Here is a 26713-nt window from a genome sequence, read left to right on the forward strand (position 1 = left end):
GATGCATCACGACGCTACTCTAATGGTTTACAGCGGGTTCGCTGCGAAAGTATCCCCTTGACCTAAGTCTCCAGTCTTCAACCCTTTGGCAAACCAGCGCTGCCGCTGCTCCGTTGTGCCGTGGGTGAATGATTCCGGAACAACATAGCCTTGAGACTGCATTTGAATGTTATCATCTCCAACAGCTCCTGCTGCACGAATAGCCTCTTCGATATCTCCTTCTTCGAGGAAGTTGCGCTTCTTTTGGCCGTGATGGGCCCAAACACCAGCGAAGAAATCAGCCATTAGCTCCAAGCGTACAGATTTGTCATTGTATTCCGCTTTAGGAACACGGCCACGAAGTTGATCTACCTGTTGTGTGATACCTAGTAGATACTGTACATGGTGCCCCACTTCGTGGGCGAGAACATAAGCCATCGCAAAATCTCCAGGAGCTTTAAAGCGATTCTTAAGCGTATTGTAGAAACTCAGATCAATGTAGAGTTTTTGATCTCCTGGGCAGTAGAAGGGGCCGGTACCTGCGTTTGCGCGCCCACAGCCAGAGACGGTTTCTCCACTGAACAAAACCAGGGTTGGTTTTTGGTAGGGTTTACCAAAATGCTTTGGAAAGAGATCTGTCCAAACATCTTCTGTATCCGCAAGTACAGTAGAGACGAAATCCGCCAACTCATCTTCGGCGGCATTACCTGTGGTTACAGGGCCATTGGTGCTCTCTGTAGGAGCGGAAGCCATGCCACCACCGTTGAATATTTGTAATAAATCTGCTGGGTTTTTACCCATGATAAGTGCAAAGATGACGATTAGAATAGTACCTATTCCAAAACTTCCACCCACTTTACGGCCAGTAGAACTGCCACCGCCACGACGGTCTTCTACGTTCGTACTTTTTTTTCTGCCTTGCCAACGCATAGTATGATTTTTTAAGTGATGATTGACTAATCGGTTTTTTAGACTAGCATCGCGTGAATCGGTCACGACAATTTATGATAGCTATCCCGACAATTAAGTAGCTTGGGCAAAAGCCCACCCCAAAGGAGCAGCGAAGCCAAACCACTTTAAGGTCGGTATAAAATTAAGACATACAGCCGATTGACCGCCCTAAAGGTAGGAAAACCATTGTTTGCCAGTACTTATTTTTATTTCTAATTAGGCTTTGAGCCGTAAGTAAAGTCTGTTTTATTGGTTGATTGTCAGTGGTTTGTGTGGTGTTTTGGGCCCATGCTAGATCGTAGCAGTTGGCTTTATTCATTCTTCTAAGGAAGATAGAGGTTATAATTTTGATAGGTAAGTGTGTGTTTGGGATTTTATCATGTTGGAGGCGTTTCTTACAAACCAAAATATCAAGACGCGCCAGGATATATAAAAGTCAGGAACTAGATGAAAGGATTGAATAAATACAGCCGGGTGATTACCCAAGACCCTACACAGCCTGCTGCTCAGGCGATGTTGCATGGTATTGGTTTAACGAAAGAAGACCTCACCAAAGCACAAATCGGTATCGTGAGTACAGGATGGGAAGGCAACACCTGTAACATGCACCTGAATGATTTGGCGAAGGTGGTAAAAGAGGGCGTAAATAAAGCAGATTTAATAGGCCTAATTTTTCATACTATCGGTGTATCTGATGGTATGAGCATGGGTACCGATGGTATGCGTTACAGTTTACCCAGCAGGGATCTTATTGCTGATAGCATTGAAACCGTTGTGGGGGCTCAATGGTATGATGGCGTAGCAGCAGTAGTAGGTTGCGACAAGAATATGCCTGGAGCTATGATTGCTTTGGCTCGCCTCAATCGCCCTGCTATTTTAATTTATGGAGGTACTATCAGCCCTGGTTGTTACGCAGGTAAAAAGCTGGATATTGTTTCTGCTTTTGAAGCATTAGGCCATCGAATCGCCGGAGAGATGGATGATGATACCTATCAGGGAGTTATTCAAAATGCTTGTCCCGGAGCCGGAGCATGTGGTGGCATGTATACAGCCAACACCATGGCTTCAGCTATTGAGGCGATGGGGATGAGCTTGCCTTATAATTCCAGCTACCCAGCAAACACCGATGATAAAGAAGAAGATTGCCTGCGTGTGGGTAAGGCACTACGTCATCTACTCGAACAGGATATCAAACCCCTGGATATATTAACCAAGAAGGCATTTGAAAATGCAATTACGGTTATCACCGTATTGGGCGGTTCTACAAATGCGGTGTTACACTTGGTAGCGATGGCCAAGGCAGCGAATGTAGACCTTACCATTGATGATTTTCAACGAATAGCTGATAAAACACCTTATCTGGCGGATTTGAAGCCCAGTGGAAAATACGTGATGGAAGACTTGTCGATAGTAGGCGGTATACCAGCCGTGATGAAAATGCTATTGGAGGCCGGTTATTTGCATGGCGATTGTATGACTGTAACGGGCAAAACTATTGCTGAAAATCTGGCAGAATTACCAGGCTTGAAGGAAGGCCAAGATGTTATTTACCCGATAGATCAGCCCATTAAGGAAAGTGGTCACCTCCGGATATTGTACGGCAATTTGGCCGAAGGCGGTGCTGTCGCTAAAATCACAGGAAAAGAAGGAACCTTATTTCATGGCCCTGCGCGGGTTTTTGACGGGGAAGCTGCTACCAATGCCGCCATTACCAATAAAGAAATAAAAGCAGGAGAGGTTATTGTTATTCGCTATTGTGGCCCCAAAGGCGGTCCTGGTATGCCCGAGATGCTTAAACCTACGAGTGCTATTATGGGAGAAGGCCTGGGCAAAGAAGTAGCGCTCATTACCGATGGTCGTTTCTCCGGAGGTACGCATGGTTTTGTTGTAGGTCATATCACTCCTGAGGCACAGGTAGGTGGAGTGATTGGATTACTGAAGAATGGTGATATGATAACCATTGATGCCGTCGCTAATTCACTGACGGTAGATTTGACAAAGGAAGAAATTATTGCCCGCAAGCAAGCCTGGAGTCCACGGCCATTGGCTGCCACATCTGGTGCTTTGCGCAAATACGCCCAACTGGTGAGCAGTGCAAGTGAAGGTTGTGTAACCGATGAGTTTGTTCTTGGTGATAGCAATGTCTAGCAACATAGATTAAGGAATAATTTAGCAAGAAACAGTGTAGGATATTGTGTCGAATGTCCATGTAATAAAGGCGCTGACACCATCCAAAAAATAAAGTGTATGAAACAGGAAACGGAAACCGTTGGCGAAGCACCGACTCCAGCCCGGGAAAGAATGACTGGGGCAGAGGCAATTCTTCGTTGTTTGCTAGCAGAAGGTGTAAATACTATTTTTGGCTACCCAGGAGGAGCTATTATGCCCGTTTATGATGCGCTGTATCATTATGAAGACCGGCTTACTCACGTTTTGCCGCGCCATGAGCAAGGAGCTATCCATGCTGCCGAAGGCTATGCGCGAGTGACGCGTAAGACGGGGGTATGTATGGCAACCTCTGGGCCTGGAGCACTAAATTTGTTTACCGGATTGGGTGATGCTTTATTGGATTCGACTCCGTTGGTTTGTATCACCGGTCAGGTGGCTAGTCATTTGTTAGGAACAGATGCCTTCCAGGAAACGGATGTTGTCAATAGTACCATCCCGCTTACCAAGTGGAATTATCAGATTACGAAAGCAGAAGAGATTCCTTACGTTTTTGCTAAAGCATTTTATATCGCCAATTCGGGGAAGCCTGGCCCTGTTGTAATCGATATTACTAAGGATGCACAGTTGAGCGAAATGGATTTTTCGTATCAACGACAACCACGTATTCGTTCCTATAACCCTTTGCCTGGGCTGCGAGAACAACAAATCAATGCTGCAGCAAAAGCCATTAACGCGGCAAAAAAGCCACTGATTCTGGCAGGCCATGGTATTCAAATTGCTGGTGCACAAGAGGTTTTTCAGGAGTTTGTTGAAAAAACAGGTATTCCCTTGGCTTGTACAATTCATGGTCTGTCTAGCATTTCCTCAGAACACCCCTTACACATGGGGATGTTGGGGATGCACGGAAATTACGGGCCAAACATGAAACAAAATGAATGTGATGTACTGATCGCAATAGGGATGCGTTTCGATGATCGCGTGACGGGGCGTCTAAGTGGGTACGCAAAGCAAGCTAAAGTTATTCATATTGAAATAGACCCTTCTGAAATAGACAAAAATGTTCCGGCTGATTATCCTGTATTGGGAGATGCCAAACAGGTCTTAGAGGCGCTTTTGCCAATAGTCGAAGAGAAGCGGTATCCTGAATGGTTGGCAGGCTTTCATAAGTGTGCCGAGATTGAGCAAGAAAAGGTTGTCAATGGGGCAATGCAGCCTACCGAGGATGGAAAAATAAAAATGGGCATGGCTGTTAAGGCCGTAAGTGACCAAACAGATGGACTGGCAGTAGTAGCTACTGATGTTGGACAGCACCAAATGATTGCTGCACGCTACTACTCCTTCCGTAGTACTAATCAGTGGGTTTCTTCTGGTGGTGCCGGAACAATGGGCTTTGGGCTACCTGCAGCCTTTGGTGCTAAGTTTGCGCAGCCTGAGCGGGAAGTTGTTGCCTTTATCGGCGATGGTGGTTTCCAAATGACGATCCAGGAACTCGGACTTTGTGCGCAGTGGAATATGGGGGTAAAGATTGTTTTATTGGACAATAATTACCTGGGAATGGTACGCCAATGGCAACAGTTGTTTTTTGATCGGCGCTATTCTTCTGTAGAGTTGCAAAATCCGGATTTTATCAAAATCGCTGACGGTTTTGGTGTACCGGGGAAATCGATTAGCGATCCCGCAGAATTAGATGACGCTATTGCCGAAATGTTGGCCCACGAAGGGCCGTATCTATTGCACGTCAATGTTGCAAAAGAAGAAAATGTTTTCCCTATGGTACCCTCCGGCGCCGCTGTGGACGAAATTGTATTAACACCGGAGGAATTAGTGAAAAACGCCTAAGTAAGTTATATCATGGCTAAGCAAGATTATACCATAACCGTTTTTTCAGAGCATACTACGGGAATGCTTTCTCGGGTAGTTTCCATTTTCACTCGCAGACACATCAATGTTGAAAGTCTTACTACCAGCCAGTCTTCTATTGAAGGGATTCATCGTTTTACGATAGTCGTAGAGGTAGAAGAGGACATGGTGCGAAAATTAGTTGCTCAACTAGACAAGCAAATCGATATTATTAAAGCTTTTTATTACGAACCTGACGAGATCGTTTATCAAGAGGTTGCGCTCTATAAGGTACCGTTTTCCATGTTTTCAGAGGGAACTGTAGTTGAACGCCTGGTGCGTTCGCACAACGCCCGTATTTTGGTGATTGAACCAGAGTATGTGGTAATCGAAAAAACCGGTCATCAACAGGAAACAGAAGATCTACTGAATGAACTCAAGGAAGTGGGGGATATTTATGGCTTTGTTCGCTCTGGCCGGGTGGCTATCGTAAAACCGATGGAACGATTGAATCGGTATTTAGAGTCGCTAGAATCCGCTGTTGAGCGACTCTAGGTTAGTGAACCAGGTTTTTGAGTTGCCGACGATATTCTCGTGGGCTTACTCCCGTAATTTGCTTAAACTGTTTATTAAAATGAGAGAGGTTGTTAAAACCGCTTTCAAAGGAAATGGCAGCAATGCTGAGGTGATCATTTTGTAGAAGGCGAGAAGCATAGGTAATTCGGAACTCATTGACCATCTGTGTGAAAGTACGATTGGTCAGTTTCTTAAAATACCTGCAATAAGCAGGTACGGTCATATTAATCAAGGATGCGACCTCTTCCAGAGGGATAACCCTCTGGAAGTGAGTTTCTACGTATGCATAAATGACCTCCATTCTATCCTGGTCCTGTGGGTTTACTTCCACGGCGAATCCGTTGGCATTCAAGGATTGGTAGGCCTCTGTTGTGGCCATTTGCTGTAGTACACTAAGCAAGCTCACCAGACGCTCAAAGGCTGGCATGTCGCTCATGGCCAATAGTTTTTCACCGATATCATGTTTTACCTCATCGAGGAAGATGATGCCTGTTTTTCCTCGCTCAAATAAGCCTTTAATAGCTTGCATCTCGGGGATGGACAAGAATTGTTTCCCCCAAAAGTCGTCGGTCATCTGTATGACCAATTCATTCCCTTCCGGTGCATAGCTGAGGTGAGGTAAATTGGGGCCTAGGAAAATTAACTCTCCGTTTTCATACCGCCCAATATGATCGCCTATATGTCTTTTTCCATCGCCTGCTGAAATGTATACGATCTCAAACTCAGGATGAAAAAGCCATTGCGGTTTATCGTTGCAGGATTTATCGACGAACTTTTCTAGATAGAAAGAGTTGCCAAAAACAGGGTCGATTTTTTCAAAACTTGCTTTTAGAGGGCCAGCCATAATTTTAGCGTATTTTACAAAAAAAGAGCAAAGTAGCAGTTTGCAAGATAGTATTAATGGTGCAGAATTATCAATTAAGGTGTTTGAATGCTGTAGTTTTGTTAGAATAGTAGATGTTTTTTTGTTGGTTGTAAATGGCCTGATGAACAAAAGGAATATTAGATAACCTTATTTATTGTAATTTGTGATTCTTTAGAGCTTGAAAAATTGTTAGAGAACCTTATTTATTAATGACACGTATTGCTGAACCATGCATGTTGGTGACGGGGGCTTCTTCCGGAATAGGTTATGCCACTGCTGACTTTTTTGCAAACCAAGGTTGGGTCGTTTATGGCCTTTCTCGTAGTGGGAAGGTTCCTGCTGGTGTTAAGCCTTTAATTGCTGATGTTACGGATGGACTGCTTGTTCAGGAAGCGCTAGCGGGGATGTTTGCTGTTACCGGTCGTCTTGATGTTGTGGTAAATGCAGCTGGCATCGGTGGTGCAAGTAGTGTTGAGAATATTCCATTTGCAGAAGCAAAAAAGATATTCGACACCAATGTGTATGGAACGTTAGCTGTAATGCAAGCTAGTTTACCCTATTTGCGCCAAGGCCAGCACACTACGTTTATTGCAATAAGCTCGATTGCCGGCGTAGTAGGTGTTCCTTTTCATGGTATATATAGTGCTAGTAAATTTGCGGTGGAAGGCTTGGTAGAGTCTTTACGCTTAGAATTACACGGTACAGGGGTTACTGCTGTAAGTGTGTGTCCAGGGGATACCGCTACGCCGATTATTGGTAACCAATATCGAGCAAAGCCAGGAGACCTACCCGAGGTTTATCAAATTAATTATGAGAAAGCGGAACGTGCTATGCGGGAGAGCGTGGATGAGGGAATCGCACCGCTACGCATAGTGGAAACGATCCATAGGATAATAAAGAAATCCTCGCCAAATCCACGATATTATGTCGGAGGGTTTATTCAGCAGCTAGCACCAATGGCTAAACGGCTACTACCCAGGAAATGGTTTGAAACAATCATGAAAGCTTACTATGGCGTAAGCTGACGAATTAAGGTTTTGAACCTGAAGCACGAACATTGACAATTTTCCGTAGCAAATCAAACCAGAAGGGAGCTCCCAGTGAAACAGCCAGTGCTGTAACGATGTAGCCTAAGATTTTGGCCAGCCAATCGTAAATCCCATAATTGCTAAAATCGGTTTCTGCCCAGCCCAACCCTAGTGGGGATTTTATGCTGTTTATTTCATTGTCAACAAAAGAACGAAGATTTTCGAGTGATGCCTCAAAATCAGGATCAGCTTCCCGAATGAGGGTGTTCTCGTCATTTTGTGCAAAATTTTCGGCCAATGTTACTACTTGCTGAAGCGTTTGAGGGTCGCTCTCCAGTCGGCTATAGATAGAAAAAGTATCAGCGTTGAAAACAAGTGCAATTACAATGCCCACCCAGATTAGAATTTTTTGGGTATAGCGCTTGTACCATCCTGAAGCGCGGTCCATTACATCGTTGTACCATTTTTGGATATTGCCCTTGAATTTATCCAAATTATTGTCAGCATCCCGCAATAGCTGATTAAGTACTTTCTTGAGATCTTCATCCGGCAAAGCATCAATCCGTTCTTTTAGGTTTTCTACACCGTCTTCTTTGAGAATAATATCAAAAAGAATACTCTGAAACGTGGCCGAATCCATATAAGAAGGAGGGCCTTGGGTATTGTTACTGTACTGCTGGGATAAATGCTTATAGAGTGAATTGCTTTTGAAGTCTTTCAATAAAACTTCACCTTTATCTGAACTGGCCAACATATTATGGAGGGCCTTGGTGAGGTTCCTTCCTCGTAAATGAAAAAAGGAGGCCAATAACTCCATGATGGTAGTTGCCAATAGACTAAGTAGCAACAAGACAAAAACAATTCCAATAACAACGGTTAGAATAGCCATACTAATTGGTGGATGAGTGGAGTATACAAGGGTATTTTAAATAAAAACGCAATACCAATCGCCAAGATAAAATAATTAAGCATTCTTTAAAAGGACCTTCCTGTTTTATGCGACAGCAGCGTAGATTGCTATATATGTAAAATATAAAAATAGGTTGTAGCTTTTAGACATTCTTGAAAACTTGCTTAATTTTGTTTTAGCCATGTAATTCTCTTTCCCAGTTGTAGAATAATTTTTTCCGTTACAAAAGTTAAGACATGCGTCTTATCGAATAAGACCATGACTTGTTTGTATTCTTGCCAAAGCAAAAAAAGGGGGAAACAAAAAATTCAACAAAACCGAATGTACATTATGAAATCATTTTACTTATTACTAACAGTATTGCTGGTTAGTATTTCTTCATTAACCTACGCCCAGGAAGAAAAATGGGATGGCGGTTTTTTTATTGGAGCAGCGAATTACGCGGGTGACTTAATCGAACCTAATCTGGTAGATTTGTCGAATACCAATGCTGCATTTGGGTTTATGCTCAAACGTAACATTAGCCAATCTTTTGGAGTTCGTTTAGGACTTACTACAGGGAAACTCACGGGCAGTGATCTTGATTACACCGATGCTGAACGCCTTCAAAGAGGATTTTCTTTCGAGAATCGGTTGACGGAACTTTCTTTACTTGCTCAATGGGAGCCACTTGCAGGTAATCGTTATCGGGGAGGTAATTTCCGTAAAATTCTCTCTCCTTATCTATTTGCTGGTCCGGGGCTTGCTTTTAGCAACCCAGATGCTGACTATAACAACCGTACGGCTAATGAGCAGGTTCAGGAAGATATTAGTGCAGAAGAGAAGACACTGTTTGTTCTTGTTGGTGGTGTGGGGTTACGTTATGATATTACCCGCAAATGGAATGTTGGTCTAGAAGTTGGTCTTCGTCCGGCGATGAGCGACCGTATTGATGGTGTAAGCACCAGCGGTAATGCTGATAAGGATGATTGGTACACCTTTGGTGGCCTGACTTTAACGACCCGCTTTGGCGCCAAGGATACCGATGGAGATGGTATTGCGGATGATAGTGATGATTGTCCTACAATAGCGGGTATTACTGCTACTTCTGGTTGCCCTGATGCTGATTTAGATGGTATTCCTGATAATAAAGATGCCTGTCCTAATGATGCAGGAGATGCCAAATTCAACGGCTGTCCTGATTCTGATGATGATGGTGTTGCCGATAATCAGGATAACTGTCCTAATACTCCTGGTATTCGCCGCTTCCGTGGTTGCCCTGATACCGACGGAGATGGTATTGCTGATCCTGTAGATATTTGCCCTACGATTGCTGGTGTTGCAGCATTAGATGGTTGTCCTGATGCTGATAGCGACGGAATTACTGATGCCGACGATGCTTGTCCGCAATTGGCCGGTACGGCATCCGCCAATGGTTGCCCTGATGCAGATAATGATGGTATCATTGACCCTAACGACAAGTGTCCAGAGGTTCCAGGTCCTTCTGAGTTTGGAGGTTGCCCAGACCGTGATGGAGACGGTATCGGTGATGCAGATGATGCGTGTCCAACCAACGCCGGTCCTATAGAAAATGATGGTTGTCCAGTGATCAATGAAGATGACCAGGCAGCACTTGATTTAGCCATGGAAAATATCCGTTTCCGTACAGGTAGTAATCAATTGTTATCTCAGTCGAACGCTACACTGGATGAGATCGCGGAAATTATTACACGCTATCCAAATTATAACCTCAAAATCAGTGGTTATTCTGATAATGTAGGTAATGATGCTGCTAACCAGAGCTTGTCTGAGCGTCGTGCATTAGCTTGTTTCCAATACTTATTGGTAAAAGGAATTAGCAGAGATAGAATGTCTTATGCTGGTTATGGTGAAACCAACCCTATTGAAACCAATGATACTGTAGCTGGCCGTGCTAGAAACCGCCGGGTAGAGTTTGATCTGGAGATACGATAGTTTGCTTGGTGATTTTTTGATAAAAGGGAGCTTTCCGTTAAGGGAGGCTCCCTTTTAGCATTTTTTAGAGCGCTAACTGTGTCTGTAACTGATAAGTTCATTAACTTAACAAGCAATAGTAAATACATAGCAAAGTATTGTATTTCATTCCTGGTTAAAAACAGAACCATTGCGCCTTAAATTTCAGCTTTCCTGTTGCTTGCCCTTTATCATTGGGCTGGGTTTATTTTTTGCATCCTTCTCCTTAAATGCTACCCATATTGTTGGCGGAGAGTTGGGGTATACTTGTTTGGGAGATAACCAATACGAGATACGACTTACCATTTACCGAGATTGTGAGAACGGTAACCCAGATGCTTATTTCGATGACCCAGCCTCGATTGGTGTCTTTGATATCAATAATGTCTTACTCCAGGATATTCGAGTACCCCTGATGGGGGACGATACCCTTTCTCCGGTATTGACGGATGAATGCCTGGTGATTCCTCCTGATGTATGTGTACATACGACGACCTATCGTACCGTGGTAGAATTGTTGCCACGTCCTGGGGGCTACCAATTGGCTTACCAGCGCTGTTGCCGAAATATGACGATTCAAAACATTGTAGACCCACTGGGGACAGGGGCTACCTATGGTGTGATAATAACGGAGCGGGCGTTGCAAGAGTGCAACAGTAGTGCAGAGTTTTTGCAGTGGCCGCCACTTTATATATGTGCTAATGAACCCATAATTTTTGACCAATCAGCCATTGATATTGATGGCGATAGTATTGTCTATCGACTTTGTACGCCGCTAGAAGGAGCTACTCCTAATATTCCTCAACCTCAGCCGCCTAATCCTCCTCCTTACGCAGAAATTGTTTGGAATGACCCTCCTTATAATGTTGACAATATGCTTAATGGCATTCCCGGTAGCGATCCGCTACAGATCAATAGTGTTACGGGGTTATTGACGGGCACACCTACCACCCAAGGCCAGTTTGTGGTAGGGATTTGCGCTGAAGAATATCGTGATGGAGAGTTGATTTCTACCTCGCGTAGAGATTTTCAGTATAATGTTGGGATATGTGGAGTAACTACTTCGGCCTTTTTTGCACCAGAAATTCAATGTGATGGCCTAGAAGTAGACGTACTGAATGAGAGTGTTGGTACTAGCAGTTTTCTATGGGTATTTGGTGATTTTGATAACCCACTGGGTACTTCAGTAGAACCGAACACGACTTTTGTTTTTCCGGATACAGGGCTTTATACTATCAGTCTTATTGCTGCTCCAGGAGAGCCATGTGTTGATACTTTTTCTCAACAAATACAGCTATTGCCACTTACGCTACAGCCTGCTTTCAGCATTGATACCTTGAGTTGTGGTGACAGTTTAGTGTTGCAACTCAATGATCTTTCTATTGATGAATTATCAGAAATACAATCCTGGGCCTGGTTCCTGAATGGTGAATTCTTTAGTGCTGAGCAGTCGCCTGAATTGGTGATTACTGAACCGGGAGATTATACAATTGAACTTCGGCTTACGGCTGAGAACGGGTGTAACAACGGAATTCTTACTGCTCTTGCCGATGTGAGTTTCATCCTGGAGACTTTACCGAATACCGATTTCTTGATTTGTCCTGGGGAAAGTGTTTTTCTTAATACTGCTTTTTTACCACAGTATGAATACCTGTGGAGCCCGCCTGGAAGTTTAAGTGACCCAACGGCCCCCAATCCCGAGGCGAGCCCATTGGTGACAACAACCTACGAACTAGTACTGACCGACCCTCAGAGTGGTTGTGTTGCTGATCGAAGTGTTGATGTTATTGTTAGTGAGCCATTAGAAGTGAGTATCAGTTCTGATCAAACACCTTGTGCTTCCGAGATTACCCTCACAGGAAGCAGCAATAATGGAATTCGTTACTTGTGGTCGCCTTTTGCTGATTTTAGCAGCCAAGTGGTTGAGGCCGAGGAGTATATTGTAAGTCCTTTTGGCACACAAACCTACTACCTACAAGTTTTTAATGAAGCGGATTGTGTGGCGTTGGATTCTATTACGGTGACCAGTTTGGCCGTCAACCTAGAGGTAATTACCCCTGATACGGCGGTCTGTTTAGGCGAAAGCCTGCAATTACAAGTAGCTAATCTGGATTTCGCTGACAACCTTGTTTATAACTGGGAACCAGCTGATGAGGTTACTTCAGGAGCGGATAGTGCGATGCCAACGGTAACCCCCAATACTGCGGGAGATCAATGGTATACCTTTACCGCTATGAACCAGCATGGATGTGATATTACCGATAGTGTTCAAGTGACCGTTGTAGATTTGATGGAGTTTGGAGCAGGTGTCACTACCGATCAATGTAGTGGCTTGACAGTTGCTTTTTCGGCTGAAGATCCGGCCGCTGGTATTTATCAGTGGCATTTTGGTGATCCCAGCACACCAGCTGCTACGGCTACTGGCACCCCTGTTGTTTATACTTATCCCAGTGCAGGTACTTATGATGTGATGGTAACTATTCCGGCCTTCCTGGCTTGTCCAGATACGCTTTTACTTGAAGTTGTTGTTGCAGAGGAAGGGCTCATTAGCCCAGATTTTGATTGGGAATTCCTCAATTGTGGAGACAGTGCGACCGTGTTGATAACGGATATGACGACAGCCCAGAATACGACGATTACCAGTTGGGAATGGCTGGTTGATGGAACTTTTTTTGGTAACAATCCTACGCTTGAAATTGAACTAGACAGCACACAAACAATCCCCGTAAGCTTATTGACAACTGCTGAAAATGGTTGCCAGGATACGATTACAGAAGACCTCACTATTTCATTAATCGCTTTAAACCTGGAGGAATTAAGTCTTTGTCCTGGAGAATCGGTAGGCCTTAACCCGCTGGGGAATGAAATCTATGATTATCAGTGGTCGCCGAGTGCAAGCCTTAATGACGGTGCTATTGCCAACCCACAGGCAAGTCCGGAGGTTACGACTACTTATAGCGTTACGGTTACTGATCCGAACTCTATTTGTACCAGGGCAGGAGAGGTGTTGGTGAATGTTGCACCACCTATTGCCTATGTAAGTTCACCAGATACGACGACCTGTGCCGACAGCTGGCAACTGTTTGTTGAGAGCGACCAGGCGGAATCCTATCTCTGGGCCGCTGATCCCGATTTTCAAACGATTTTAGGAAATACAGAAATACAAGAAGTGAGCCCTGGCCCAGGATCAACCTTCTATTTTTCTTTAACGGATGAGCAGGGCTGTACCGTTATTGATTCTGTGATTATAGATGGACAAGGAGTAATGCTTGAGGCGTTTCCTGGCGCAACAATCTGTAGGGGAGATACGGTAACGCTAACGGCTGAATCCTTAGGCCCTTATGCCATTACTGATTACACTTGGTCACCATCGGATGCCGTGTTGGTAGGGCAGGGGACGGATGAAGTATTAGTGAACCCCTTGACTACGACGATGTTTACGGTGTCTGCGACCAACGAATTTGGGTGTATGGCAGAGGCCAATAGCTTAGTCAATGTTTTTCAATTGCAACCCCCACTTTCCGTTACGCCGACAATAGACACGCTGCGCCCCGGCGAGTCGGTAACTTTGATGGCAACAGACGATCCAAGTTATAATTACTTTTGGTCGCCTACCGGCAGCCTTAGTGCCGGAGATATTCCCAACCCTGTTGCGAGCCCGGAAGAAACCACAACGTACGAACTCATTATTACAGATGCTAATGGCTGTACAAATCAAGTAGAAGTACTGTTGGTTGTCTTTAATTCCCCGTGTACAGCTCCTTATATTTTCGTTCCCAATGGATTTACGCCGAATGGCGATAATCTGAATGACATCCTATACGTGGAAGGCAATGTTATTGATGAATTTTACTTTGTGGTTTACAACCGCTGGGGGGAAGAGGTTTTTGCCTCCCGTTCGCAAAACGATGGCTGGGATGGCACTTATCAGGGCAAGGAATTGGCCCCGGATGTTTATGGATATTACCTCGAAGTAAGCTGTTTTGGCGGCGAACGATACTCTACAAAGGGAAATGTGACGCTGCTGCGGTAGGAGGAGTAAATGTATTGTAATACGTTGTGTTTGTTTGATAATAAGTCAAATAGTTGTAAGTTTAGCTATCCTATTAAAACGTAAGAATTGTATTATAATTCACTCTTCAAAAATATTTACAATGAAGAATCTTTACGTTTTAGCACTTACATTATTCGCTTGCGGAGCATTGTCTGCTCAATCAACAGGTATTACCGGTTGTAATGACCCTAATGGTGGCATCCAGGTCATTTTTGATGAAGCTTTAGGCTGCAACGCCGGAGCACTTGCTGGTATGTCAGCAGTAGGTTTTCATTCTGGTATGAATGGCTTTATGAATGTAGTAGCCTGGGATCAATCTGGTGCTGCGCAGGGTGTCAACGATGGTAATGATGACTTTGTGGTTTATCTTGCCGACGTAGACGCTTACTATGGTCAAGCTTCTGGAACGGTTACTCAGATTGATTGTGTTTTCAATCAGGGCCCAAGTGATCCAGGTAACCCTTGGTCTGCTGAAGGAAAAAGAAACGACAATGGAAATTGTGCTGATTTCACCTTGATGCTTTCTGATGTTACCGAAACGTGTGCAATCACAGCTTCTACTAGAGACTTATTATTGGAATTAGATTTCCAGGTTTTAGGTAATCCTTTTACGGATAAGGCTGTTGTGAACTTTGCTAATGACAATGGTGACACTTATACCGTTCAGTTGAATGATGCTATGGGCCGTACGCTTCGCACTTATGCTGGTGTTAATACCAATCAGTTCACATTAGAGCGCAACAACCTAAGCAGCGGTTTTTATTTCCTGACTTTTGTTAATGAAACTGGGAAATTCGCTACCCTTAAGTTGTTTGCACGGTAGTATTGTCTAAAAGAAATACGTTAAGGCTTGATTGAAAGTCTTAGCGAATACTTTCAGATAGAATGGCTTTGGCTGCACTTATTCCCTTCGGGAGTAATGTCGCTAAAGCCATTTGTCGTTTTGTATCCTTGTTGAATTAGATCAATAGGTAAGCTTAAAAGGTACTGCTACTTTTTGCCGTTTTTTCACTTACTTTGTCGGCCCGCTTTTGGGCATTAGTTTAAGAGGTTGTGCCAAACCACCTCTGAGTAAGTCTTTTTGTATGAAATACCTTCTTTTTTTTCTAGGGCTGGGCCTTTTATTTAGCGCTTGCCAACAGGACAATACGAGCAGCACTTCTACTCCTGACGGAGTAGATTTGAAGACTGCATTACGTGGAACCTGGCAAACTTTTCAGATCAATGTTGCCGTGAATACTGCTGACGGTAAAGATACTTTCCGAACGGAATCTCTCACACAAGAAGTTTGGGAGCAAAGTTACGGAATGGAGCCTCCCATTTACTACTTTCAGGCCGACCAAAAATTTCGATTAGTTCACCGTAGTGTGAAAGGAGAAATCATCGACCAACGTCGTGGAATTTGGAATACCTTTGGTGATACCTTGGTCTTGATAGAACCGGAAAATACGGTTCAGTATTTAGTAAGAATTGGAGAAGGTAGAGCAACCTTCCGTAATTTTAGAGACTGGGATGGAGACGGAGCTGAAGATGATGAATATCAGGGCTTACAACGCCAAATTAGTATCAGTACTGACGAGGGAGAGTAGTTGGTGTGAGTTCAGTGATATGAGTTATTCCGAATTTTGATTGTTATCAAAACCCGTGCTGACCAATCACAAAACTTATCATTTAAAATGAAACCCCATGATTTCATTATTAGTGAAATCATGGGGTTTTGTACAAATGGCCAGATAAATCACTCTTTTGAGATGCTTAATGATTTAAAGCTAGGCTGGATTTTGGCCTTAGCCAAAATTCGGGATGAGTATGTTTTATCTGCCACTGATTGATTGCAAATCACCTGATCCTGAGACCCTTGATTGTACATTAGGGCTGCCTTTGTAATAGACATCACCAGAACCGGAGACGCGTACATTAAGGTTTTTAGTAGCGTGGACTTTTGCACCGCCGGAGCCGGAAATTCGTACTTCACAGTTGCCACTTACTAATTCTTTAGCATCAATATCACCAGAGCCAGAGATCGAAATGTTCAGATTTTCTGTGCTCCCGTCTAGCTCAATGTCGCCAGAGCCACTAATGGCAGCCTCAATGCTATTGGCGGTTGTTTTAAAGCGTAAATCACCAGATCCGGAGATACCTACTTCGACGGCATCGTTTCCGGTAAAGGTGTTTTCGGTATAGATATCGCCGGAGCCAGAAAGTTTCACATAGGTCATTCTAGGTACCGTAATGTAAATTTTGATGGGTGCGTGGTCATCAATGTTTTCTTCCGTCTTAATTTTCCAAATGTTGCCTTCAACACGAGTTTCTATTAAGTCAATAATATTTTGTTGAGCCGAAATTCTTACAGACTGAGTACTGCCTTGGGTCAGGTATACATCAGCATTGATACTGAGGCGTATGCCGGAAAATTGATCGAGTTGTAAGTCTTTTTCGACACGAGGGCCGGAACCATCAACGCCACCGTTCCACCACTTCTGGGCTTGGGTGTTAGGCAAGAAAAACAATACAAATAGGGGAAGCATTAGGAGGTATTTCATACGGTGTATTTTTAGTGTGTGAATAGAATCATCCTAAAGACTTTACCGATGATAAAAGGTTGCAGTAATGTCGAAACTCTACAAAAGTGGAGCAAGGGAGAGCTTGCACCAAAAGACTGGTTAACTGGTTAATATGATTTTGATCTCTTTCTTACAACATTAAGACAGTCGAAAACATCAAATCAACAACTCAAAAAGCATTTTACTATCGTTTAACGGTTGATAGTCAATTTGATACTCATCCATCCGCTGGACTAGCTTTTCGTAATCACCTCTTTCTTTTACCTGAAGGCCCACCAATGCGGGGCCGGTACCGCGATTGTGTTTTTTAGTATACTCAAAGTGAGTGATGTCGTCGTTGACCCCCAATACTTTGGTGAGGAAATCCTTGAGCGCGCCTGCGCGTTGTGGAAACCTGATAACGAAGTAATGTTTGAGCCCTTCATAGAGCAGTGCTCTTTCTTTGATCTCTTCGGTACGGGTAATGTCGTTGTTTCCTCCACTAATGATGCATACAACATTTTTACCCTTGATTTTATCTGCATACTGATTGAGTGCAGTCAGCGTCAGTGCGCCAGCGGGTTCTACCACAAGGCCTTCTTCATTGTAGAGCTGTAAAATCATACTACAAACCTTACCTTCGTCTACCAGTACGAGGTCATCCAGTACCGCTTGGGCGATACGGAAAGTGTTTTCTCCCACTTGGCGGACAGCCGCACCATCCACAAAACTATCAATTTGTTCCAGGTTGACGACCTTACCTGCTTTGAGGCTTTCGTACATTGCAGGAGCCCCTGCAGGCTCTACGCCAATAATTTTGGTCTTGGGACTGATCTGTTTGACGTAACTGCCAATACCTGCGGACAAGCCACCTCCCCCCACAGGGACAAAAATATAGTCGATTGGTCCGTTGGCGCTGTCCAAAATTTCTACACCTACTGTGCCTTGTCCGGCAATGGTGCCAGGGTCGTTGAAAGGATGAACAAAGCCCCTGCCTTCTACTTCTGCACACTGCATAGCCTCTGCGTAAGCATCGTCGTAGGTATCGCCAGTGAGTACCACTTCGACAAAGCCTTTGCCAAAAAGTTTTACTTTATTTACCTTCTGTTTAGGAGTTACAATGGGCATGAATATTTTGCCATGAACCTGCATCTTTTGACAAGCAAAGGCAACACCTTGGGCATGATTACCAGCACTGGCACATACCACACCGTTTTTCAGTTGCTCCTCTGTCATGGTGGCCATATTGTTATAGGCTCCCCTGATTTTGTAGGAACGCACGACTTGCAAATCTTCTCTTTTCAAGAGAAGGTTGCACTCGAAAAGTTCCGAAAAGCGGTAGTTGGGGAGCATTGGCGTAATGTCAGCAATTCCTTTCAGGCGAACTTTGGCTTGATAGATTTGCTCAACACTGATTAGCGGCGAAGTGGAGGTAATGGGCTTAGCCATTGTTGGATATTTCGAGTACTTAGTAATCAGACTAATCTGTCTGTTGTGAGGTAATGGGTAACTTGTTTTTTGTTACCTTCTAAAAAAAAACTTACACTCCGTAGGGAGTCACGGAGCGTAAGTTCTGGAAAATATCGCGGATTGATTAATAATTGCTTGTAAAAGCGCGTTTAGTCAACCGCTTGCTCTTTAGCAACAGGCTGGTTTTCCGGGCGTAAACTACGCACGGTACGTCCTGCTTTCCACATTTCGCTATTGTGTAACTCTGAAAGCTCGGCATCCAATTTAACTCGATAATCAGGCTGGCTATTAGAATCGATAGAGCGTTGAGCTTCGTTGCCGGAAGCTACGCTGTCGTATAGATCGTTGAAGACAGGCAGTACTGCGTCACGGAATTTGTTTTTCCAATCTAGCGCACCACGCTGGGCAGTAGTAGAACAGTTGGCATACATCCAGTCCATACCATTTTCTGCTACCAGTGGCATCAGACTTTGGGTAAGTTCTTCTACGGTTTCGTTGAAGGCTTCACTTGGAGAGTGACCTCGTTCCCGAAGTACAGAATACTGTGCTTCAAAGATACCTTGAATAGCGCCCATGAGACTTCCACGTTCGCCGGTAAGGTCGCTGTATACTTCCTTTTTGAAGGTGGTTTCGAATAAGTAACCCGAACCAATGCCGATTCCCAGGGCAATAACACGTTCTTCAGCTCTGCCGGTAGCATCCTGGTGGATAGCGTAGGAAGAGTTTAGGCCGCGACCTTCTACAAACATACGACGTAGGCTGGTTCCGCTACCTTTAGGAGCAACCAAGATGACGTCAACATCAGCTGGAGGAACAATGCCTGTACGGTCAAGGTAGGTAATACCAAAGCCATGAGAGAAATACAAAGCTTTACCTGGGGTAAGGTGCTTCTTGATAGTCTCCCACATTGTTATTTGAGCTGCATCAGAAAGCAAGTACTGAATAACGGTACCTTTTGCAGCAGCTTCCTCGATAGAGAACAGTGTTTCGCCAGGTACGAAACCATCAGCAATCGCTTTATCCCATGATTTCGAAGGCTGACGCTGCCCAACGATAACGTTGAAGCCATTGTCTCTCAGGTTAAGTGCCTGGCCTGGGCCTTGTACACCGTATCCAATGATAGCAATGGTCTCGTCCTTTAATACTTCTTGTGCTTTTGCTAATGGGAATTCTTCCCGGGTGGCGACATTCTCTTCGGTGCCACCAAAATTCAATTTTGCCATGATATGCGGATTTTTTCTAAGTTACTTGATCAAGTGGGTCATCTAAGCCTTATTACCCAATGGAGGCCAAAAATGGACATTATTCTTTGCTCTGCACCTTTTTCAGAGGGCTTCATTTAGTCAAAATTACGATGGCTTTGAACGTATTTTTTTGTTTAATTGATTGATTGTTAGTGATTTGTATTGGCGGGAGTTACGTAGAATACAGTTCGCTAAATAAAAAATCCCGCATTCTATCACAGGGATAAAATGCGGGATTGGAAATTATGCAGTAAGAATTTACTACACAATGCAATGTTTTATTCTTTTATAAAACGAGTAATGATTACCTGCTCGCCATCATACCAGCGCAAGAGGTACATACCTGCTTGTAATTGACTGATGTTGAGGCTGCGTTGATTACTTCCCGCAATCGGGTCAAGTGCTTGCTGGAATAACAACATACCATTGAGGTCATAACAGCTTACCACCTGCTCGTCTGTTAGCAACGATGCTGGCACATTTACCTGGAGGTTGATCTGATCACTGGCAGGGTTAGGATAGAGGTTAATTACCACTCGACCAACGTTTGGTAAACTAGCGTTGGTGTTTCCACCAGGAACTAAATTCTCTAACTCAATCCGCGTTACCGTAACGAAGTTGTCGGAGAGATCAAAACAATCATCTGTCAATGCTTCATCAGCGCTGTCGCCAATACTTGCGATAATATTACCGGTATAAGATAATCCCCATACCCGGCAAACACCGGCAGGAACACCTTCGAAATCAATCATATCACTTTCAGACACTCCGAGGATCACGTTACTTTCATCGGTGATCACATAAGCATAAGGAGTCATTTCGATCCCTGTGTTAATGAAAGTGACAACATCAGCCTGACCATCGTTAACGATCAGCTCTACGTCTATACTTCCTTCGTCAGTGCTAACAGTACCACCATCCGGCGTTTGACGGATTAGTGTGATGTAGTTGTTAGAAATCGCCCAACAGTCACTAGATAGTGCAGAAGTGGTAATATCTGCCATAAAGGTCGGATCAAATTCACCGGTGTATACAACACCATAGACGCGACAAATGCCCGGTGCTGAAGGATCAAAATCAATAATATTGCTTTCGATATCTCCAAACAGGATATTGTTCTCGTTATCTGTGATGATGTAGCGGTAGTCGGGGTCATCGGTATCGTTATCAAGGATTACGATATCGGCCATTCCATCCTGAGGACAAATGTAGATGATGTCTTCACCACTCATAGTGCTTACATTTCCAGCATCCAGACTCTCTGTGCGTTCTACCGTGATGAAGTTTTCAGAAAGCTCAAAGCAGCTGCTTGCTAATTGAGCAACGGAAGCATCATCACCTGATTCTACCAATAGGTTACCGGTGTAGGAAACAGCCCATATACGATAAAATCCGGGAGCAAAGTTGTCGAGATTGACAATGCCATCTGTTGGTTCACTAACCTGAAGGACGATATTCATATCATCCGTTACGAGGTAAGCGTAACCTACATTGGCACTGCTGGTCGTAAATACTTGTGCACCAGGCATGAAGTTGCTATGGCAAAGACGAAGGCTGTCTGCACCACCTTCGAAGCTAATCATTCCTCCATCCGGATTGTCGATAAAGATATCAACGAAGCTGTTAGAAAGATCGTTACAACCAGTGCTGATTTCTACATCTGTGATAACATTTCCAATACTTAGATTGAGATCGCCTGTATAAGAGACGCCCCACATGCGTAAAGCATCCAAACCAGCGGCTTGTTCGAAGTCGATGGTGTTGCCACTTAGTACTTGTAGCACAATATTTCCCTGTGTTGTCAGTACGTAAGAATAAGTAGCTTCGGTAGAGCTTCCACTATTGACGAAGTTGGTAATGTCCGCCACGCCATCAGGGCATACATAAACTACGCTGGCACCAGCGTCGGTATAAATCTCACCGCCATCAACATACGTTTTGTCAACAAAGATGAAGTTGTTGGTGAGGTCATGACAGCCACTAGCCAACTGGTCTTCAAAGATGTGTGCACCTGGAAGAACACTTAACGAACCTGTGTAAGAAAGGCCATATATACGCCAATCGCCAGGAGCAGCATTTTCAAAATCAAAGGTAGGGTCATTAAGAACGCCTACCAAAATGCTGTCTTCGTCTACAACGAAGTAAGTGTAGGCAGCTGCACTAGCACCGAATACGGTAGCATTGAAAGGGTCAGGAATGCCATCGCCAATACAAAGGATAACTTCTTCTTGGCCATCTTCAGTAAAGATCAAGCCAGCAGCTGGTGCTATGTTGAAGATCGTAATGTAGTTGTCTGAAAGATCAAAACAAGCTGTTGCCAACTGTGCTTCACCTGCATCCAAACCTATTTCTGCCAATAAATCTCCTGTGAAGACAAAGCCCCACATACGGTATTCTCCTTCAGGGAGAGCTTCGAAATCAACAGTGTTATCGCTGATAATATCTATGATGATGTTATCTGCATCAGTAAGTACATAGGCGAAATTGCCAGATCCTGTGCCTTGATTGTTGAAAGTAAGTACGTCAGACGCTCCATCACCAGGGCAAGTATAGCGATCACCTGTGCCAGTGGTTGTTGAAACAGTACCGGCATTAAGCTCTCCGCGAACAACAGTCACGAAATCATCACTAAGGTCAAAACAGTCGTTCGAGAGTGTTATAGTCGCTGCATTGTCACCAACTTCTGCAAGCAAGGTGCCGGTGTAGGCAACTCCCCATACCCGACAAGTACCACTTGGTGCACCTTCAAAGTCGGCTTCGTTCGTATTGGTGAGAATATCGAGGATGTTGTTGTTGTCATCAGTAATAAGGAAAGCGTAATCCGTGTTGCTGGCACCGCTGGCGGCAAAAGCATACAGGTCGCTGATACCGTCATCGGTACATAGGTAGAGGGTTGTTTCTCCTTCTGTTGTACTAACGGTACCTCCTTCAGGTGTTTCCCGGATAATCGTTACATAGTTGTCGGTAGGGTCATAACAGCGATTGCTCAATACAGTAGTTTGAATATCACCACCCATTAGGACGAGCTGGCCGCTAAAGGCTACCCCCCAAACACGAATTTCTGCAGGTACTGCGATTTCGTTGAAATCAAATGGAGCGCTGCCAATATTGTTGAGGAGGTTGTTGTTTACATCTGTAATGACGTAAGTGTAATTGGCTGTAGTAGAGCCTGTGTTTATAAATGATAAGATATCTGCAATGTCGTCATTAGGGCAGATATTAATGGTGGTGTTACCATCCAACAGGCTTATCATGCCACCATCTACGCGTTCACGAATAATGGTCACGAAATTACTTGATAGCTCATAACAAGCATCGGTCAGTTGTACTTCCGTCGCATTTTCGCCTACTTCAGCAATGATTTCTCCTGTATAAGAAAGGCCCCATACGTGGCATTCGCCAGGTGCCGCCTGATCGAGATCGACGCTGTTTCCTGCAAGGACTGCAAGGATGTTGTTTTGGCTGTCCGTTACAATGTAAGCGTAGCTTTCGTCGGTAGCGGTAGAGGTATTGTTGAAAATGAAGAAGTCAGGTTCGCCATCATTGCCACAGGCAAAGGAGTTGGTTGTACCATCTTCCAGACTTACGGAGCCGCCATCAACAAACGTCCGAATGACTACAACAAAGTTGTCAGAAAGGTCATAACAGTCGCTAGCCAAGTCAGTCGTTGCTGCATTGTCGCCAATGGCAGCAGTAAAGTCGCCGAGGTAAGCTAGTCCCCAAATACGACAGATACCCGCTGGAGCATCTTCGAAGTCGATGAGTGGGCTAGTGCTGGTATTTAAAATGATATTGTTTTCATCGGTAATTACATAGATGTAATTGGTGCCAGCAGGAGCAGTTGTCTGAATATCCAAAACATCAGCTACACCGTCAGAAACACACACAAAGGCGGTTGTTTCTCCGTCGGCCAAGCGTAATTCGCCACCATCAGGACCGCGAAGATCCACAAGGAGGAAGTTGTCGCTAAGGTCAAAGCAATCATCAGAAACCTGAGTGCCAGTTTCAATAGTTGTTCCAACTTGCAACAAGAAGTTACCACTAAAGGCTACTGCCCAAACCCTTACAAAATCACCGTCATAGTCTTCAAAGTCGGTACTTGAACCAGCAAGTATTTCTAAAACGGTATTATCTGTATCCGTGACCAAAAAGGCCAAGTTGTCATCACCGCTATAATCAGTAAGGAAATTTAAGATATCAATAGTACCATCGTCAGGGCAAATAGCTGCAACGGTGCTACCATCTTCAAACGTAATATCTCCAACACTCACGGAACGATTGATGATGTCGATGCTGTTGTCACTAAGATCAAAACATACATCGGCCAAGGTTGCTCCAGTGAAAGTATCACCAACGGAAACACTCAAGTTCTCGAGATAAGAAAGTCCATATACTTCGTAGGTGCCGAGGGGTAGTAAACTTAAATCAATGCCACTGCCTTCTACGATAGCAGCAATGAGGTCGGTTTCAGTATCCACAACGAGGTACACATAAGCCAGGTTGGGGTCAGCATTGGTAGCTACAACGGTAAGGGTAGCACCGCTGCCAGCCATACATTCAATGTATTCCGTAGAACCGTCTTCCAGGCTGATGCTTCCTCCGTCGGGGCCGTTGCGGTTAATCACAACAAACCCTTCTGTAAGGTCGAAACACTCGTCTGAGAGTGCTTGCCCGCCAAGGAGGTTGTCGCCAGCATTGATGGTTAGGTTGCCGCTATAAGCAACACCCCAGATGTGGCAAATGCCTGGTTCTCCTCCTTCAAAATCAATGGCACCAAAGGGATCGGTGCCCAGGACAAGGTTATTATCGTCTGTAATGACATAGACGAAGTTGTCATCACCAGCGTAAGTTGTTGTAAAGTTCAGTAGATCCGGGTTACCGTCACCTACACAGATGGTGGCTTCCAAGCTGCCATCTTCTAGGCTAACATTACCTGCATCTTGTACCCGCTTGATTAGGGTAAGGGTATTTGATGATAAGTCAAAACAACTTGCACCTACGGCAGCAGGGTCAAATGCACCTCCCACTGTTACGGCCAAACCGTCAATGTAAGAAACACCATAAACAGTATAAGCACCTGTTGGGAAAGCAGTCAAGTCAATACTGCCTGTCGTAACGACAGCTACAATAGTATTGTCTGCATCATTAACCAAAAGAAAGGCATAGTCCGAGTTGGCATCATTACCAGCTACAGTAAATGTTACCGTACCGGTAGGCTCCATGGTAGAACAGCTAACGAAGCTGTCTGTACCGTCGGCATAAGTAATATCTCCTCCGATAGGTCCATTACGGTTTACGAGGACAAAACCATTAGAAAGATCAAAACATTCATCTGAAAGTAGGGTAGGAGCATCAATGTTGATGCCTTCTTCTACGAGTAGGTTTCCGCTATAAGCGAGACCCCAAACGCGGCAAATGCCAGCGCCAGCGCCTTCAAAGTTGATACTTGCGTCATCAGAGACGCCTAGTACAACATTATCTTCATTGGTGATCACATAAGTGAAATTGTCATCACCAGTATAAGTAGAGGTAAAGTTTAGGAAATCATCCACGCCATCACCTACACAAATGGTCACCTCGTTGGTACCATCTTCTAGTAGTAGGTCACCAGCATCTTGAACCCGCTTGATGAAGCTTAGGTTGTTGTCAGAAAGATCAGCACATTCGTCGCTGAGTTGGTCAGGGTTGAATTCGGCACCAACAACAGCAGTAAGTGTGCCGGTATAGGCAACACCAAAGATACGGTACGATCCAGCTGGGATCGTTGCCAAGTCAATCTCTGTAGCAGTTGTAACACTTTGTACCAAACCAGTTTCTCCATCTACAATAACGAAGGCGAAATCAGTGGCAGGGTCATGAGTACTCACAAGACTAACAGTACCGGTGGGTTCGAGTACACTACAAGAAACGAAGGCTTCCGAGCCATCGGCATAAGTCAAAGCCCCGGCATCAGGGAAGAGGCGAGTCACTTCAACATAGTTCATAGAGAGTTCAAAGCACGCACTGGCCAAGTTTGAAGTAAGAATATTCTCACCTACTTGCCCGGTATAGTCGCCAACATAAGCCAATCCCCAAACGTGGCAAATGCCAATGGCTGCATCTGTGAAGTCAACAGTTCCATCAGGGGAAGTACCCAGGATGTTGTCATCTTCATCGGTAATAACGTAGAGGTAAGGGCTGAATTCACTGGAAGAAGTGAAATCTACAACATTAGCTACTCCATCATTAATACAAAGGGTGATGGCCGTTTCGCCAGCAGCAGTCATAACGTTTCCTCCCATCGGTGTGAGGTTGGAAATCGAGATAAAGTTGCCACTTACGCGATAACAGAAGCTACCCAGCGTTGCTTCCAGGTAGTTGTCGCCTACTTCGCCAAGGAACTGGCCGATATAGGAAACAGAAAAAACACGCAAATTACCGTCAGGTAGATCTTCGAAGTTGATGAAACTACTTGTGCTGGCATAGACAATAATGTCGTCTTCATTCACAACAATATAAGCATAAGGAGTGGCCAGTGGGCTGGAGCGAAAACGAATCAAATCGTCTAAGCCGTCACCTTGGCAAAGTTCCAGCGTAGTGTTGTCATCCACTCGGATGGTTCCTTCTACACAGCTGGAAAACGCCTGACTGTAAGCGCTCACGCTTGACAGTAGTAAAAAGAGTGCTAAAAATGTTTTCAGGATCTTCATATACCTTCTGATTTCAGATTTTTTCCCAAAAGGGGACAGATGATGAGGGACTGCACAAAAATAAGTTGAGCCTTCGGGTTGTAAAAGTGCGAGAGAAGACTCAATTTACCTTTTTGTACAATACTCCCCGCAAAATATTAAGAATATGGATATATGAGAAATATTTCTCTCATGATTTTTGCAAAGGTCGGTTCTTTAGGGGGAAGGGCAAGCAATTCCTCCTAGAAAGTCCTAATTTCCTTTTTACGTATACTTGTTTTGGGTAATGTATGTTGCATGTTTTCGGGAAATATTATATGCAAAGCGCATTGTTTTTGTCAAGTCTTTCACTTGATTTCGTTAAATCCTGGTTTCCCTTTACAGTTGTTTGGGAATTACTCATATCTTTAAGTCCTCTGTAATAGAAGCAACTATCAATCGTTCTT

Annotated in this window: 15 protein-coding genes and 1 pseudogene; 9 read left to right on the top strand and 7 right to left on the bottom strand. The window is 44.3% G+C overall.

All coding sequences use genetic code 11. The features are described 5' to 3' along the window. Positions 1-27 precede the first annotated feature (27 nt). Positions 28-909, bottom strand: coding sequence for a KPN_02809 family neutral zinc metallopeptidase (ypfJ, locus tag ACRBG0_RS14945; RefSeq protein ID WP_431487669.1), 882 nt, complete (start codon positions 907-909; stop codon positions 28-30). A 468-nt stretch (positions 910-1377) separates the two neighbouring features. Between ypfJ and ilvD the strand changes: the two genes are divergently transcribed. The 3 genes from ilvD (at position 1378) to ilvN (ending at position 5493) form a co-directional block, all read left to right on the top strand. Next, positions 1378-3078 carry a dihydroxy-acid dehydratase gene (ilvD, locus tag ACRBG0_RS14950; RefSeq protein WP_431487670.1) on the top strand — a complete coding sequence of 567 codons (1701 nt, stop codon included), beginning with the start codon at positions 1378-1380 and terminating at the stop codon, positions 3076-3078. 99 nt (positions 3079-3177) lie between these two features. Then, on the top strand, positions 3178-4938 hold the full coding sequence (gene ilvB, locus ACRBG0_RS14955; protein ID WP_431487671.1) for a biosynthetic-type acetolactate synthase large subunit: 1761 nt from the start codon (positions 3178-3180) through the stop codon (positions 4936-4938). Between the two features lie 12 nt (positions 4939-4950). Then, on the top strand, positions 4951-5493 hold the full coding sequence (ilvN, locus tag ACRBG0_RS14960; RefSeq protein ID WP_020537119.1) for an acetolactate synthase small subunit: 543 nt from the start codon (positions 4951-4953) through the stop codon (positions 5491-5493). 1 nt (position 5494) lies between these two features. Here ilvN and ACRBG0_RS14965 read toward each other — a convergent pair whose 3' ends face one another. Then, positions 5495-6358: a helix-turn-helix domain-containing protein gene (locus ACRBG0_RS14965; RefSeq protein WP_431487672.1), complete on the bottom strand. Its 864-nt coding sequence runs from the start codon at positions 6356-6358 to the stop codon at positions 5495-5497. 230 nt (positions 6359-6588) lie between these two features. On the opposite strand from ACRBG0_RS14965, the gene ACRBG0_RS14970 reads away from it, so the two are divergent. Continuing rightward, complete coding sequence (locus ACRBG0_RS14970; protein ID WP_431487673.1) at positions 6589-7404, top strand: SDR family NAD(P)-dependent oxidoreductase; 816 nt, start codon at positions 6589-6591, stop codon at positions 7402-7404. A 4-nt stretch (positions 7405-7408) separates the two neighbouring features. On the opposite strand, the gene ACRBG0_RS14975 is transcribed toward ACRBG0_RS14970, so the two are convergent. Further along, positions 7409-8296, bottom strand: a complete 888-nt coding sequence (locus ACRBG0_RS14975; protein WP_431487674.1) for a hypothetical protein — start codon at positions 8294-8296, stop codon at positions 7409-7411. 351 nt (positions 8297-8647) lie between these two features. On the opposite strand from ACRBG0_RS14975, the gene ACRBG0_RS14980 reads away from it, so the two are divergent. The 4 genes from ACRBG0_RS14980 (at position 8648) to ACRBG0_RS14995 (ending at position 15931) form a co-directional block, all read left to right on the top strand. After that, complete coding sequence (locus ACRBG0_RS14980) at positions 8648-10270, top strand: DUF6089 family protein (protein WP_431487675.1); 1623 nt, start codon at positions 8648-8650, stop codon at positions 10268-10270. Between the two features lie 169 nt (positions 10271-10439). Then, on the top strand, positions 10440-14321 hold the full coding sequence (locus tag ACRBG0_RS14985; protein ID WP_431487676.1) for a PKD domain-containing protein: 3882 nt from the start codon (positions 10440-10442) through the stop codon (positions 14319-14321). Positions 14322-14442: 121 nt separating this feature from the next. After that, positions 14443-15165, top strand: a complete 723-nt coding sequence (locus tag ACRBG0_RS14990; protein ID WP_431487677.1) for a T9SS type A sorting domain-containing protein — start codon at positions 14443-14445, stop codon at positions 15163-15165. Positions 15166-15427: 262 nt separating this feature from the next. After that, on the top strand, positions 15428-15931 hold the full coding sequence (locus ACRBG0_RS14995; protein WP_431487678.1) for a hypothetical protein: 504 nt from the start codon (positions 15428-15430) through the stop codon (positions 15929-15931). A 225-nt stretch (positions 15932-16156) separates the two neighbouring features. Here ACRBG0_RS14995 and ACRBG0_RS15000 read toward each other — a convergent pair whose 3' ends face one another. The 3 genes and pseudogenes from ACRBG0_RS15000 to ilvC all read right to left on the bottom strand — a co-directional run. After that, a complete protein-coding gene (locus ACRBG0_RS15000) occupies positions 16157-16885 on the bottom strand; it encodes a head GIN domain-containing protein (protein WP_431487679.1) in 729 nt (242 codons plus the stop codon). 177 nt (positions 16886-17062) lie between these two features. After that, positions 17063-18334: a threonine ammonia-lyase gene (ilvA, locus tag ACRBG0_RS15005; protein ID WP_431487680.1), complete on the bottom strand. Its 1272-nt coding sequence runs from the start codon at positions 18332-18334 to the stop codon at positions 17063-17065. Positions 18335-18504: 170 nt separating this feature from the next. Further along, a pseudogene (gene ilvC, locus ACRBG0_RS15010) lies at positions 18505-19488 on the bottom strand (ketol-acid reductoisomerase); the annotation flags it as partial. Positions 19489-19517: 29 nt separating this feature from the next. On the opposite strand from ilvC, the gene ACRBG0_RS15015 reads away from it, so the two are divergent. After that, on the top strand, positions 19518-19580 hold the full coding sequence (locus ACRBG0_RS15015) for a hypothetical protein (RefSeq protein ID WP_431487725.1): 63 nt from the start codon (positions 19518-19520) through the stop codon (positions 19578-19580). Between the two features lie 297 nt (positions 19581-19877). Here ACRBG0_RS15015 and ACRBG0_RS15020 read toward each other — a convergent pair whose 3' ends face one another. Further along, entirely contained in the window at positions 19878-26288 is a 6411-nt protein-coding gene (locus ACRBG0_RS15020; protein WP_431487681.1) for a T9SS type A sorting domain-containing protein, read from the bottom strand. Between the last annotated feature and the right edge of the window lie 425 nt (positions 26289-26713).

Source organism: Lewinella sp. (assembly GCF_050633125.1).
Lineage (GTDB): Bacteria > Bacteroidota > Bacteroidia > Chitinophagales > Saprospiraceae > Lewinella.